We start from the raw sequence: 12,358 nt of genomic DNA, 5'->3' as shown, positions 1-12,358 counted from the left end.
CCCCGCGGCCTGCTGAGAGCCCGCTCCGGCAGGCCGTGTGGTCCGCGCTGGGGACGGTGCTCGACCCGGAGCTGGACGAGCCGATCACCGAGCTCGACTTCGTCGAGTCGTGGTCGGTCTCGCCCGCCGGTGAGGTCGTCGTCGGGCTCCGGCTGCCGACGTTCTTCTGCGCTCCGAACTTCTCGTTCCTGATGGTCGCCGACGCCTACGACGCGGTGACCGCGGTACCGGGAGTGACGAGGGCGGAGGTGACGCTGGCCGACCACCACGCCTCCGACGAGATCAACGGTGGGGTCGCGGCGCACGCCGGGTTCGTCAAGTCCTTCGAGGGCTCGATCAACGGGCAGGCCGCGGCCGAGCTCGACGAGCTGCGGCACACGTTCCTGGCCAAGGCCGCGCTGGCCGGCCAGGACCGGGTGGCCCGCCCGCTCGTCGACGCCGGCCGGGGACCCGACGAGCTGGCCGGGCTGACGCTCGGCGAGCTGGTCGGGACCGAGGCCGACACCGAGGAGCTGACCCGGATGCGGACCCGCCGCAGGGCGATCGGCCTGCCCGCCGGCGACGACGCACCGCTGCTGGTCCACTCCGACGGCACCGCGGTGACCGTCGAGCAGGTCCCGCTGCACCTGCGTCGCGCGCGGTTGCAGCGGGTCGGGATCGAGACCAACGGGGAGTACTGCAAGGGCCTGCTGAAGATCCGCTACGAGACCGGCCGGACGGCGGCGACCGCCGGCCGCTGACCACCGCACGCCACCTCCGGGCCGCGCCCCTCACCGAGGGACGCGGCCCGGACGTGTGCACGCCCCGAGTCCGCGCGCTGATCCGGAGTCCGCGCGCATCCCCGCAGTCCGCGCGTGTCACGGCACGCGCGAACCGCGGATCAGCGCGCGAACCGCGAATCAGGGCGCGGGAGGACCGGCGTCCAGGACGCGGACGGTGTCGGTGAGGCGGTAGCCGTCCCCGTGCGCGAACGGGGCCAGGGCGTCCAGCAGGGCCGCGCGGACGGCGGCGGGGCCGGCGTGGCGTGCCGCGTGCCGCCCCGGCCCGGACGCGAGCACCCCGGCGACGAGATCGTCCGGGTCGGGGTGCACCACCGGGACCCGGACGACGGCGACCTCCCGCACCACGAGCCCGGCCAGCTCCGCCAGCCGGGTCAACCGCCGCGGATCGGTCAGCGGGGGCGCACCGACGCCGCTGCGGTCGGGCCCGGGGTTGTTCTGCGGAGGCGCGGGCGCGGCCCCGGTGAGCGGGGCGAGCGCCGCGCCGATGACGGCGGCGTCGCACTCGTCGGGGGTGCCCCAGACCGTGGCCCGCACCGCGCCGCTCGGCGCGCACACCCGGCCCGCCCCGCGCAGCGCGAGCACCGGGTTCGGGAGGTGCTCCAGTACCTGCACCAGCGTGACCAGGTCGAACGCGTCATCGGCGAAGGGCAGCTCGTGGGCGTCGGCGACCCGCAGGTCCGCCCCGGGCGCGGCCCGCTCCGCCGCGGCGAGCGCGCGGGGTTCGGTGTCGACGCCGGTGACGGCCAGCCCGGCGGCGGCCGCGTCGGCGAGCAGCCGCCCCGCCCCGCAGCCGACGTCCAGCAGCCGCGAGCCCGGGCCGGCACCCGCCAGGACACGGTCGAACAGCGGGGATGCGGCAGCGGTGCTCACGGCTCCGACGCTAGTCCGGCCCGGCGCCGCGGTCACCGCTTCGGTGGGAGTGTCTCCACGACGGCGACCGCCTCGGCGACCCAGCCGGCGAGCTCCGGGCCGTCGAGGTCGTCGACGTCGGGCTCGCCGGCCACCCACAGCCAGCCGGTCATCTCGCGGCCGCCCATCACCATCCGCTCGGTCCGCGGGCGCTCCAGCAGCTCCGCGGAGCGGTCCGCGGCCACCCGCACGAGCAGCCCGCCACGTCCGCTCGCGGCGACGGCCATGTGCCCGTCGACCAGGAAGGCGAGCCCGCCGAACATCGTCTTCTCGGTCACCGGCCGGTCCGCGAGCAGGCTGCGCAGACGGGCGGCGAGACCCTCGTCGTAGGCCACCCGGGCGAGTATGGCCCTCAGCGGCCCCAGACGTCCTCGGCGACCGAGACGATCAGCTCCAGCTTGCGCTTCTGGTCGTCGACGGTGAGCTCGTTGCCCTCGACGGTGGAGGAGAACCCGCACTGCGGCGACAGGCACAGCTGGTCCAGCGGCACGTACCGCGCCGCCTCGTCGATCCGGCGCTTGAGCCCGTCCGGGTCCTCCAGCGTCCCGGACTTGGTCGTGACCAGCCCGAGCACCACCTGCTTGCCCTTCGGGACGAACCGCAGCGGGGCGAACCCACCGGAGCGCTCGTCGTCGAACTCGCAGAAGAAGCCGTCGACGCCCAGCGTGCCGAACAGCGCCTCGGCGACGTGGTCGTAGCCGCCCTCCGCGGCCCACGACGACCGGTAGTTGCCCCGGCACATGTGCGTGGTGACGTACATGTCCGACGGCCGGTCGGCGATCGCGGCGTTGATCTGGCGGATGTAGCGCAGGTGCTGGGTCTCCGGGTCGTCACCCTTCTCGGCCAGCTGCGCGCGGTGCGCCGGGTCGTTCAGGTAGGCCAGCGCGGTGTCGTCGAGCTGCAGGTAGCGGCAGCCGCGGTCGTACATCGCGCGGAGCTGGTCGGCGTAGGCGGTCGACAGGTCGGACCAGAACTCCTCGACGTCGGGGTAGACCTCGCCGGAGATGACCGACCGGCCGCCGCGGGCGTAGACCATGCTCGGCGAGGGGATCGTGAGCTTCGGGGTCGCCGTGGTGACCTGCGCGGCCAGGTACTCGAACGCCGAGGCGAAGACGGGTTCGTCGAGGTGCACCCGGCTGTCGACGGCCATCCCGGCGGAGGTGAAGTTGTTCTGGCCCGCCGCGTTGCGCATCGCGACCTCGACCCGGCCGGAGGTCTTCGTGACGCCGCCGAGGGCGTAGATGAAGTCCATGTGCCAGGAGGTGCGGCGGAACTCGCCGTCGGTGGCCGAGCGCAGGCCGACCGACTCCTGCAGCGCGACGACGTCGGTGATCGCGGCGTCCTCGGCCGCGCGCAGGCCCGCGTCGTCGAGCTCGCCCGCGGCGTGCCGCTCCCGGGCGGCGAGCAGGGCGGGCGGCCGCAGCAGCGAACCGACGTGGTCGGCCCGGAACGGCGGGACGGTGCGGACGAGCGACTCCACTGTCTTCTCCGGCATCGGGCGAACGTATCGCCGTGTCCGCATGTCCGCCGACGTCACTTCCGGAGAATGGAAGGTCTATCGCGCGCGCCAGTGCGGGGACCGCTTCTCCCGGGCCGCGGCGGCACCTTCCGCCGCGTCCTCGGTGGTCGCGACGACCTTCCGCAGCGTCTCGCCGAAGCGGATCGCCTCCGTGGTGCCCATCTCCGGCCCGCGCACCGCCATCTCCTTGATCGCACGCTGGGCCAGCGGCGCCCCCGCGGTGAGCCGCCGGGCGAGGTCCCGGGCGGCGTCGCCCAGCTCCTCGTGCGGCACGACCCACCCGGCGAGGCCGATCTCGTGCGCCCGCCGCGCGTCGATCGTCTCGCCGGTGAGCAGCAGCTCCATCGCGTACTGCCGGTCGATCATCCGGGGCAGTCGCAGCGCACCGACGATCGTCGGGACGCCCAGCCGGGCCTCCGGGAAGGAGAAGGTGGCGCGGTCCGAGGCGATCACGAAGTCGCACCAGGTCAGCAGCGTGACGCCGTAGCCGACGGCGGGTCCGTTCACCGCGGCGACGATCGGCTTGAAGATCTCCCAGCCGCTCTCCAGCGAGTTCACCGTCGGCCGCTCGAAGAAGCTGCCCGGGAAGTCGCCCGCCGGGTTGCCGGTGGTCGAGCGCGTGTCCGCCCCGGCACAGAACGCAGGCCCCTCGCCGGTCACGATCGCGACCCACGCCTCCTCGTCGGTGCGGAAGCGGTCCCAGGCGGCGTTGATCGCGCGCCGCATGTCCCCGTCGATCGCGTTGCGCTTCTCCGGGCGGTCGTAGGTGATCGTCACGACGTGTCCGTCGCGTTCGTAGCGCACCCCGCCGGCCATCGGATCATCCTGGCGGGCTCAGCCGGACGCGGCGACCCCCGGCGCCGCGGCCAGGTGCCGGGCCAGCGGCACCGCGGCCTCGCGCACCGCACGTTCGAGCTCCCAGCGGCGCCCGGTGAAGTCCGCCCGGCTGACGACGACCGACAGCGCGGACCCGCCGCCCGGGTGCGGCACCGCGACCGCGAGCCCGGCCCGGCCGCGGGCGTGCTCCTCCACCTCCACCGCGACCCCCGCCGAGCGGACCCGCAGCAGGTCGCGGTCGAGCAGCCGCCGGTCGGTGAGGGTGTGCGGGGTCAGCGGCGCCAGCGGCCCGTGCCCGACGCCGAGGACGTCGGCCAGCCGTCCGGCGTCCAGCCCGGCGAGCAGTGCCTTGCCCGGCGCGGTCGCGTGCGCGGGCAGCGGCTCCCCGGTCACCGCGCCCGGCCCCGGGTGCGCCGCACAGGTCTCGGTGTGGGCGACGACGACGTCGTCGGACCGCAGCACGGCCAGCACCACCGCCGCGCGGGCCGTGGTGTGCAGCTCGGCGAGCACCTCCCGGGCCGGGGCGGGCGGCACGATCGGGTCGGTCATCCCCCGGTACAGCCCGACGACGCGGTAGCCCAGCCCGTACCCGCGCTCGGCGTGCAGCCGGACCAGGTAGCCCTCCTCGACGAGCGTCCCCAGCAACCGGTACGCCGTCGGCAACGGCAGCTCCAGGCGGCGGGCGAGGGCCTTGGCGCTGACCCCGTCACCCGCCTCGGCGACCGCCTCGAGGACCCGCAGCGCTCGGCGCAGCACCGCTCCCGCGCCGTCGCCGACCATCCGCCTAGTGTCGCTGCGGGACCGAGGGCACGCCAGGACCGGGAGGACGACATGGCAGGGGCGTTCCGGCCCGTCGACCGGGCGGGACTCGCGGCACACCTGGCGGAACGCGCCCGGGAGCGGTCGGGGCGGGTGCGCGTGCTCGTCGACGGCGCCCCGCCCGCGGCCCCGCTGGAGCTGGCCCGGGCGGTCGCGGAGCGGCTGCGCTCCGGCGGCCGACCGGCCCTGGCGGTGGACGCCGACGACTTCCTGCGACCGGCGTCGGTCCGCCTGGAGCTCGGCCGCACCGACCCGGACATGTTCCTCGACGGCTGGCTCGACGAGCCCGCGCTGCGCCGCGAGGTCCTCGCCCCGATGGGTCCCGGCGGCAGCGGCCTGGTGCTGCCCCGGCTGCGCGACACGGTGCGCGACCGTGCCTACCGCGACGAGCCGGTGCCGCTCGGGCCGGACGGGGTGGTGCTGCTCGCCGGCGGGCGGCTGCTGGGCCGGGGCCTGGCCGCCGAGCTGACCGTGCACCTGCGCGTCGGCGGGGCCGCGCTGCGCCGCATGCTGCCCCCCGACGACGCCTGGACGGCCGCCGCGTACGCCCGCTACGAGAGCGAGGGCGACCCCGGTTCGTTCGCCGATGTGCTCGTGATGGCCGACCATCCCGACCGCCCGGCGCTGCGGGACGCCTGATCGGCGCACGGCGTCCGGGCACGGAGCGTGGCCGGAGCCCGGGAAAACGACAAGCGAGACCGGATCGGGTTACACCCGGAACCGATCTCGCGATGGCGGTGGTGACCGCCGGAGGGGGAGAATCCCCGATGAGGGGAGATGGTGGGCGAGGAGGGAGTTGAACCCTCACGTCCTTTCGGACACACGGACCTGAACCGTGCGCGTCTGCCATTCCGCCACTCGCCCGAGCGACACGAGAAAGTTAGCACCCCGCTCGGCAGCCGTTCGCAGGGGGGTCCCCTGCCCGTCGATCACCAGCTGGAGGGGGTCGTGGCGGGTGGGGCACCGGGATGCGCCGCGGCTCCGGGCCGGGTAGATCGGAGGGGAGCACGTCGGTGGCACCGCGGGGCCGGTCGCCCGCTCGTGCCGGGCCCCGCCGTGCCCGGCGGATAACACAGATACGATCGGTCGCACATCACCGACACGCCGATGCGGATGGAGGAGATCTTTTGGGCCGCGTGGACCGCTTCGAGCGCCGACTTCAGGGGTTCGTGGGCGACGCCTTCGCGCGGGTCTTCGGGGGCAGTGTCGTCCCACAGGAAGTCGCACAGGCACTGCTGAGGGAAGCCGAGGACAACGTCGAGCAGCTCGCCGGAGGTCGCCAGCTGGCGCCCAACCGGTACACCGTTCTGCTCAGCCCCAGCGATCTCGACCGGATGGCGGGCGACGAGGACGGGGTCGTCCGATCCCTCTCGTCGCACGTGGCGAAGGAACTCACCGACCAGGGCTGGGACACCTACGGTGAGGTCGTAGTCTTTCTGGAGCGCTCCGAGGCGCTGCACACGGGACAATTCCGCACCCGCTCCGCTGTCGACCCCGACGCTTCCCGTCGGGCCGCCAACCGAGCACGCACCGCAGGAGAAGCACCCATGAGCCAGCAACCGGGCCACCCCGAGGAGAACGGGCAGTACGGATACGACCGGGGCGCACCCGGCGGGTACGGCCAGCAGACCTACGCGCCTCAGGGGTACGACCAGGAGCAGCAGGGCGGCTACGGCCAGCAGCAGGGCGGGTACGACCAGTACGGGCAGCAGCAGGGCGGCTACGGCCAGCCCGGCTACGACCAGTACGGCCAGCCCCAGCAGGGCTACGGCCAGCAGCCCGGGTACGACCAGCAACAGCCCGGCTACGACCAGTACGGCCAGCAGCAGGGCTACGGCCAGCAGGGCGGCTACGGCCAGCCCCAGCAGGGCGGCTACGACCAGTACGGCCAGCAGGGCTACGGCCAGCCGCAGCAGGGTGGCTACCCCCAGCAGGGCTACGAGCAGGGCTACGACGGCTACGGCCAGCCCCAGCAGGGTGGCTACGGCCAGCCCCAGGGCTACGCCCAGCCCGGCTACCCGCAGCAGGGTGGCTACGAGCAGGGCTACGACGGCGGCTACGGCCAGCAGCAGGGCTACGCCCAGCCCGGCTACCAGCAGGGCGGCTACGACCAGGGCTACGACCAGGGCTACGACGGCCAGGGTTACGGCGGCCAGGGCGGCTGGGGCGCTCCGGCGCAGCTGACCGCGATGCTGATCCTGGACGACGGGTCGAACCGCAACTACCAGCTGGCCGAGGGCACCCACGTCATCGGCCGCGGCCAGGACTCCCAGTTCCGGCTCCCGGACACCGGTGTGTCCCGCCGGCACCTGGAGGTCACCTGGGACGGCCAGGTCGCGACCCTGAACGACCTGGGCTCGACCAACGGCACCACGGTGAACAACTCCCCGGTGCAGTCCTGCCAGCTGACCGACGGCGACGTGATCCGCGTGGGTCACTCCAGCCTGGTGTTCCGCACCCAGGGCTGAGCCACACCCGCGGAGCGGAGTCCGCGCAGCGACAGCGGTGCGTCCCCGCCCGCCCGGTGATCCACCGGGCGGGCGGAGCGTGCGGGAACACGAGAAGGGCGAGTAGGACGACGTGCCGGAACTGGTACTGCAACTGACCCGGGGCGGCTTCCTCGCCCTCCTGTGGCTGTTCGTCCTGCTCGCACTCCAGGTGGTCCGCTCCGACCTCTACGCCGCGTCCGGTCTCCGGACGGCCGCACCCGGCCGCGCGGGCGGCGGACGGGCCGCCAGGGTCCGCGGCGGTGGCCGCGGCAAGGTGGCCCGCCAGCTCCTCGTCACCCAGGGTCCGCTGGCCGGCAGCCGCATCACGCTCGACTCCCGGCCGATCCTGATCGGCCGCGCCGACGACTCGACCCTCAAGCTCGACGACGACTACGCCTCCACCCGGCACGCACGCATCTCGCAGCAGGGTGACGACTGGTACGTCGAGGATCTCGGGTCGACGAACGGCACCTATCTGGAACGTAATAAGGTCACCGGGCCCACCCGGGTCCCGCTGGGGACACCGGTCCGCATCGGCAAGACGGTGATCGAGCTGCGATCGTGACGGACACGGACCGACCATGAGGTACCGACCGTGAGCCCGGCGCGACCGACCGCTCCCCCGGTGCCGCGGCCGTCCGACCGGTCCCGCGGCGCGGGATCCGCCCGACGTGCCCCGACCGAAGCCGGAGCCGCCCCGTGACACTGGTGCTGCGTTACTCGGCCCGCAGTGACCGCGGACTGGTCCGGCAGAACAACCAGGACGCCGTCTACGCGGGCCCCCGCCTGCTCGCCCTCGCCGACGGCATGGGCGGTCACGCCGCGGGCGAGGTCGCCTCGTCCCTGGTGATCTCCGCACTGGCCCCGCTCGACGACGACGTACCCGGCGACGACCTGCTCGCCGAACTCCGCGAGGCGACCCACGACGGCAACGAGGCGATCTCCCGCCACGTCGCCGAGGCCCCCGACCTCGAGGGCATGGGCACCACGCTGACCGCGATCCTGTTCGCGGGCTCGCGCCTGGGCATGGTCCACGTCGGCGACTCGCGCTGCTACCTGCTGCGGGACGGCGAGTTCGCCCAGATCACGAAGGACGACACGTTCGTCCAGTCGCTGATCGACGAGGGCCGGATCACCGAGGAGGAGGCGCACACGCACCCGCAGCGGTCGCTGCTGCTGCGCGCCATCACCGGGCAGGACGTCGACCCGTCGCTGTCGATCCGCGAGGCCCGCGCCGGGGACCGCTTCCTGCTGTGCTCCGACGGCCTGTCCGGCCCGGTCAGCGACGAGACGCTGCACGACACCCTGACCGACTACGCCGACCCGCGCGAGTGCGCCGACCGCATGATCGAGCTGGCGCTGCGCGGCGGCGGGCCGGACAACATCACCTGCATCGTCGCCGACGTCGTGGACGTCGACTACGCCGACGACGCCCCGATCATCGGGGGCTCCGCGGGCCGCAACCCGCGCGCCGGCGACGGCGACTACCGCCACGACGAGCGGACCCCGCACTCCTCGGCGCAGCGCGCCGCGGCCACCACGCTGCCCCGTACCGAGCCGGTGCGGCTGGAGCCCGCTGCCGCGGAGGAGCCGCGCCGCCGGCGCGGTCTGCGCCCGGTGCTCGCCCTGCTGGGCGTGCTCGTGGTGCTCGTGGCGGGCGTGTTCGTCGCCCGGGCGCTGGTGCTGCAGCAGTACTACGTGGCCGTCGACCGGAACCAGGTCGCGATCTACCAGGGTGTGCGCGGCAACGTGCTCGGTGTCCCGTTGCAACGGGTGGCCGAGTCCACCGACATCGGCCTCGACGACCTGCCGCAGGCGGTCCGCAGCCAGGTCACCGACGGCATCGTCTCCGACGAGGGCGAGACCGGTGCCCGGGAGACCGTCGACCGGCTGCGGGAGCGCATGCTCCCGCTCTGCTCCACGCTGAACCCGCCGCAGCCGCCCGCGGTCGTCCAGGTACCCGGCGCCCCGCCGGTGACGACGACCCCGCTGCCGACCGCGACCCCCGAGCCGGGCCGGAACTGCCGGCTCGACGGCTGATGGCCACGGGCAGCTCCGCCGCGGAGCCGACCACGCCCACCGGCCGCGGCATCGAACTGTTGATGCTGGGCCTGGCCGCCGTGCTCACGACCGGTGCGCTGGTGCTGGTGGAGGCGAACCAGGAGCAGTCGCTGACGACCGACCTGTTGTGGGTGGGTCTGGCGTACCTCGTGCTGTTCGCGGGTGCGCACGTGGCGGTGCGCTTCCTCGCGCCCTACGCCGACCCCCTGATCCTGCCGTCGGTCGCGCTGCTCAACGGCATCGGCCTGGTGATGATCCACCGGCTCGACCTGGCCAAGGCCGCCCGCGCGGAGGCCACCGGGAGCCCGGTGCCGAGCGGGCTGATCGGCGCCCAGGTCACCTGGACCGTCGCCGGCCTGGCGTTGTTCGCGCTGGTGCTGTTCTTCCTCCGGGACCACCGCACACTGGCCCGCTACGGCTACACCGCCGGTTTCGTCGGCCTGGTCTTCCTGGCGATCCCGGCGTTCCTGCCGTCGTCGATCTCCGAGGTCAACGGGGCCAAGCTCTGGATCCGCATCCCCGGCGGCCCCGGCATCCAGCCCGGCGAGTTCTCCAAGATCCTGCTGATCATCTTCTTCGCGGCCTACCTGGTCCAGAAGCGCAACCTGCTCTCCACCGCGGGCCGCCGCTTCCTGGGCATGGAGCTGCCCCGTGCCCGTGACCTGGCGCCGCTGCTCGTCGCCTGGGGGCTGTCGGTCGGCGTGCTCGTGCTCCAGCGCGACCTCGGCAGCTCGCTGTTGATCTTCGGCCTGGTCCTGGTCCTGCTCTACACGGCGACCGAACGCGTGTCGTGGATGGTGATCGGGCTGCTGGCGTTCTCCGGCGGCGCCGTCGTCGCCTACAACCTGTTCGACCACGTCCAGACCCGCGTGCGGATCTGGCTGGACCCGTTCGCCGACTTCAGCGGCGGTGGCTACCAGCTCGCGCAGGCGCTGTTCGGGCTCGGCACCGGCGGTGTCGGCGGGACCGGGCTGGGCGCCGGACGGCCGGACATCGTGCCCTTCGCCGAGTCCGACTTCATCTTCTCCTCGCTCGGCGAGGAGCTCGGGCTGATCGGGCTGGCCGCGATCCTGCTGGTCTACCTGGTGCTCATCACCCGTGGGCTGCGGTCGGCGCTGGCCGTGCGCGACTCCTACGGCAAGCTGCTCGCGACCGGGCTGTCGTTCTCGGTGGCGCTGCAGATCTTCGTCGTCATCGGCGGGGTGACGAAGCTGATCCCGCTGACCGGTCTGACGCTGCCGTTCCTGTCCTACGGCGGCTCGTCGCTGCTGGCGAACTACGTGCTGGTGGCGATCCTGCTGCGGATCTCGCACGTGGCCAGGGCACCGCTCCCCGTCCGGCCCGCCAAGCCGCGGGCGCCGATCGCCGAGGCCAGCACCGAGCTCGTCCAGCGTCCCGGGACGGGCCGCTCCGACACCCGTGACGACAACCACGCCGACACCGCCGCCCAGAGGAGCGAGACGTGAACCGCCCGGTCCGCCGCGTGGCACTCGCCGTGATGGTGATGATCGTGGTCCTGCTCGGCAACATCACCTACGTGCAGGTGGTCATGGCCGGCCAGTACCGGGACGACTCCCGCAACCAGCGCTCGCAGATCGACGAGTACTCGCGTCAGCGCGGCCAGATCGTCGCCGGCGGGCAGGTCCTCGCGCAGAGCGTCGAGAGCGACGGTCGGCTGCGGTTCGCCCGCCAGTACCCGCAGGGCGAGATGTTCGCGCCGGTCACCGGCTTCCTGTCGACCGTGTACGGCAAGACCGCACTCGAGCGGTCCACCGACGAGGTGCTCAACGGCACCGACGACCGGCTGTTCGTGCGCAGGCTGTCGGACCTCATCACCGGCCGGGACCCGGCGGGCGGCAACGTGGTGACCACCATCGACCCCGAGGTGCAGCGCGCCGCCTACGACGGGCTGGCCTCCCGCGGGTACACCGGCGCCGTCGTCGCGCTGGTGCCGCAGACCGGGGAGATCCTGGCGATGGCCTCGACGCCGTCGTTCGACCCGAACCCGCTGGCCTCGCCGGACCCGGCGCAGCAGCAGGAGGCGTGGAAGCGCTACGGCGCCGCCGACCCGGACCCGATGACCAACCGGGCGATCAACGAGATCGAGCCGCCCGGCTCGACGTTCAAGCTCGTCACCACCGCGGCCGCCCTGCAGAACGGCTACACCCCGGACAGCCAGCTCACGGCCGCCCGCAACATCCAGCTGGCCGACTCCACGACCACCCTGGAGAACTACAACGGCTCGGCCTGCGGCGGCGGGGCGACGGCGTCGCTGCGCGAGGCGCTGGCACGCTCCTGCAACACCGCATTCGCCCAGCTCGGCGGCGAGCTCGGGCCGGACAAGCTCCGGGCCCAGGCCGAGGCGTTCGGCATCGGCCGCACCGACCTGCAGATCCCGATGCCGGTCACGGCGTCGCAGGTCGGCCCGATGTCCGACACCCCCTCGACCCAGCAGTCCGCGATCGGCCAGCGCGACGTCCGGCTGACCCCGATGCAGCTGGCGATGATCGGCGCCTCGATCGCCAACGGCGGCCAGACGATGGCCCCGCACCTGGTCAAGGAGATCCAGAGCCAGACCCTGGACGTCGTCGACACCACCGACCCGGACCGGATGTCGCGGTCGATGCCGGCCGACGTGGCCCGCACGATGACCGACCTGATGGTCGGCTCGGAGGAGCGGACCTCGGGCGGCGGAAAGATCACCGGCGTCCAGATCGCGTCGAAGACCGGTACCGCCGAGCACGGCACCGACCCGAAGAACACCCCGCCGCACGCCTGGTACGTGGCGTTCGCACCGGCCGACGACCCCAAGGTCGCGGTGGCGGTGCTCGTCGAGAACGGCGGCGACCGGGCGCTGGAGGCGACCGGTGGCTCGGTCGCGGCCCCGATCGGGCGGGCCGTGATCGCCGAGGCGCTGCGGGACGCCCAGTGAGCCCGCGGGA

12 protein-coding genes and 1 tRNA gene are annotated in these 12,358 nt (G+C 73.7%); 7 read left to right on the top strand and 6 right to left on the bottom strand.

What is annotated here, in order from left to right; genetic code table 11:
- The first annotated feature begins 35 nt into the window (after nucleotides 1–35).
- Entirely contained in the window at nucleotides 36–740 is a 705-nt protein-coding gene (locus tag ZF1_RS00285; protein WP_238589738.1) for an iron-sulfur cluster assembly protein, read from the top strand.
- A 159-nt stretch (nucleotides 741–899) separates the two neighbouring features.
- Here the strand turns inward: ZF1_RS00285 and ZF1_RS00280 are convergent, their stop codons facing one another.
- From ZF1_RS00280 to ZF1_RS00260, 5 genes are read right to left on the bottom strand one after another with little or no spacing between them, the layout of a single operon-like run.
- Complete coding sequence (locus tag ZF1_RS00280) at nucleotides 900–1,652, bottom strand: class I SAM-dependent methyltransferase (RefSeq protein WP_482636196.1); 753 nt, start codon at nucleotides 1,650–1,652, stop codon at nucleotides 900–902.
- Nucleotides 1,653–1,684: 32 nt separating this feature from the next.
- The gene (locus ZF1_RS00275) at nucleotides 1,685–2,026 is read right to left on the bottom strand and encodes a TfoX/Sxy family protein (RefSeq protein ID WP_161152569.1); all 342 of its coding nucleotides are present in this window, start codon (nucleotides 2,024–2,026) and stop codon (nucleotides 1,685–1,687) included.
- Nucleotides 2,027–2,043: 17 nt separating this feature from the next.
- Entirely contained in the window at nucleotides 2,044–3,186 is a 1,143-nt protein-coding gene (locus tag ZF1_RS00270; RefSeq protein WP_251783283.1) for a 5-methyltetrahydropteroyltriglutamate--homocysteine S-methyltransferase, read from the bottom strand.
- 60 nt (nucleotides 3,187–3,246) lie between these two features.
- Nucleotides 3,247–4,026, bottom strand: a complete 780-nt coding sequence (locus ZF1_RS00265) for an enoyl-CoA hydratase/isomerase family protein (protein ID WP_482636195.1) — start codon at nucleotides 4,024–4,026, stop codon at nucleotides 3,247–3,249.
- Between the two features lie 18 nt (nucleotides 4,027–4,044).
- Nucleotides 4,045–4,827: an IclR family transcriptional regulator gene (locus ZF1_RS00260; RefSeq protein ID WP_405420617.1), complete on the bottom strand. Its 783-nt coding sequence runs from the start codon at nucleotides 4,825–4,827 to the stop codon at nucleotides 4,045–4,047.
- Nucleotides 4,828–4,878: 51 nt separating this feature from the next.
- On the opposite strand from ZF1_RS00260, the gene ZF1_RS00255 reads away from it, so the two are divergent.
- Complete coding sequence (locus tag ZF1_RS00255; protein ID WP_476653247.1) at nucleotides 4,879–5,505, top strand: nucleoside/nucleotide kinase family protein; 627 nt, start codon at nucleotides 4,879–4,881, stop codon at nucleotides 5,503–5,505.
- 139 nt (nucleotides 5,506–5,644) lie between these two features.
- On the opposite strand, the gene ZF1_RS00250 is transcribed toward ZF1_RS00255, so the two are convergent.
- Nucleotides 5,645–5,730: transfer RNA gene (locus ZF1_RS00250), tRNA-Leu, on the bottom strand.
- A gap of 263 nt (nucleotides 5,731–5,993) precedes the next feature.
- On the opposite strand from ZF1_RS00250, the gene ZF1_RS00245 reads away from it, so the two are divergent.
- The 5 genes from ZF1_RS00245 to ZF1_RS00225 all read left to right on the top strand — a co-directional run bounded on the left by ZF1_RS00245 (nucleotide 5,994) and on the right by ZF1_RS00225 (nucleotide 12,348).
- Nucleotides 5,994–7,334, top strand: coding sequence for a DUF3662 and FHA domain-containing protein (locus ZF1_RS00245; protein WP_476653245.1), 1,341 nt, complete (start codon nucleotides 5,994–5,996; stop codon nucleotides 7,332–7,334).
- A gap of 112 nt (nucleotides 7,335–7,446) precedes the next feature.
- Nucleotides 7,447–7,920, top strand: coding sequence for an FHA domain-containing protein FhaB/FipA (locus tag ZF1_RS00240; protein WP_062399103.1), 474 nt, complete (start codon nucleotides 7,447–7,449; stop codon nucleotides 7,918–7,920).
- A gap of 134 nt (nucleotides 7,921–8,054) precedes the next feature.
- Complete coding sequence (locus tag ZF1_RS00235; RefSeq protein ID WP_251783287.1) at nucleotides 8,055–9,395, top strand: PP2C family protein-serine/threonine phosphatase; 1,341 nt, start codon at nucleotides 8,055–8,057, stop codon at nucleotides 9,393–9,395.
- Nucleotides 9,395–10,882: an FtsW/RodA/SpoVE family cell cycle protein gene (locus ZF1_RS00230; RefSeq protein WP_161152735.1), complete on the top strand. Its 1,488-nt coding sequence runs from the start codon at nucleotides 9,395–9,397 to the stop codon at nucleotides 10,880–10,882. The genes ZF1_RS00235 and ZF1_RS00230 overlap by 1 nt, the downstream gene beginning before the upstream one ends.
- On the top strand, nucleotides 10,879–12,348 hold the full coding sequence (locus ZF1_RS00225; protein ID WP_073573737.1) for a peptidoglycan D,D-transpeptidase FtsI family protein: 1,470 nt from the start codon (nucleotides 10,879–10,881) through the stop codon (nucleotides 12,346–12,348). The genes ZF1_RS00230 and ZF1_RS00225 overlap by 4 nt, the downstream gene beginning before the upstream one ends.
- Nucleotides 12,349–12,358 lie beyond the last annotated feature (10 nt).

The sequence above is a fragment of the Pseudonocardia sp. ZF1 genome (assembly GCF_056835605.1).
This window is presented reverse-complemented; position numbering and strand designations above follow the sequence as displayed.

Bases quoted from the DNA above. Each gene is read 5' to 3' on its own strand.
- ZF1_RS00255 (WP_476653247.1), top strand. From the start codon at position 4,879: ATGGCAGGGGCGTTCCGGCCCGTCGACCGGGCGGGACTCGCGGCACAC.
- ZF1_RS00260 (WP_405420617.1), bottom strand. From the start codon at position 4,827: ATGGTCGGCGACGGCGCGGGAGCGGTGCTGCGCCGAGCGCTGCGGGTC.
- ZF1_RS00230 (WP_161152735.1), top strand. From the start codon at position 9,395: ATGGCCACGGGCAGCTCCGCCGCGGAGCCGACCACGCCCACCGGCCGC.
- ZF1_RS00270 (WP_251783283.1), bottom strand. From the start codon at position 3,186: ATGCCGGAGAAGACAGTGGAGTCGCTCGTCCGCACCGTCCCGCCGTTC.
- ZF1_RS00265 (WP_482636195.1), bottom strand. From the start codon at position 4,026: ATGGCCGGCGGGGTGCGCTACGAACGCGACGGACACGTCGTGACGATC.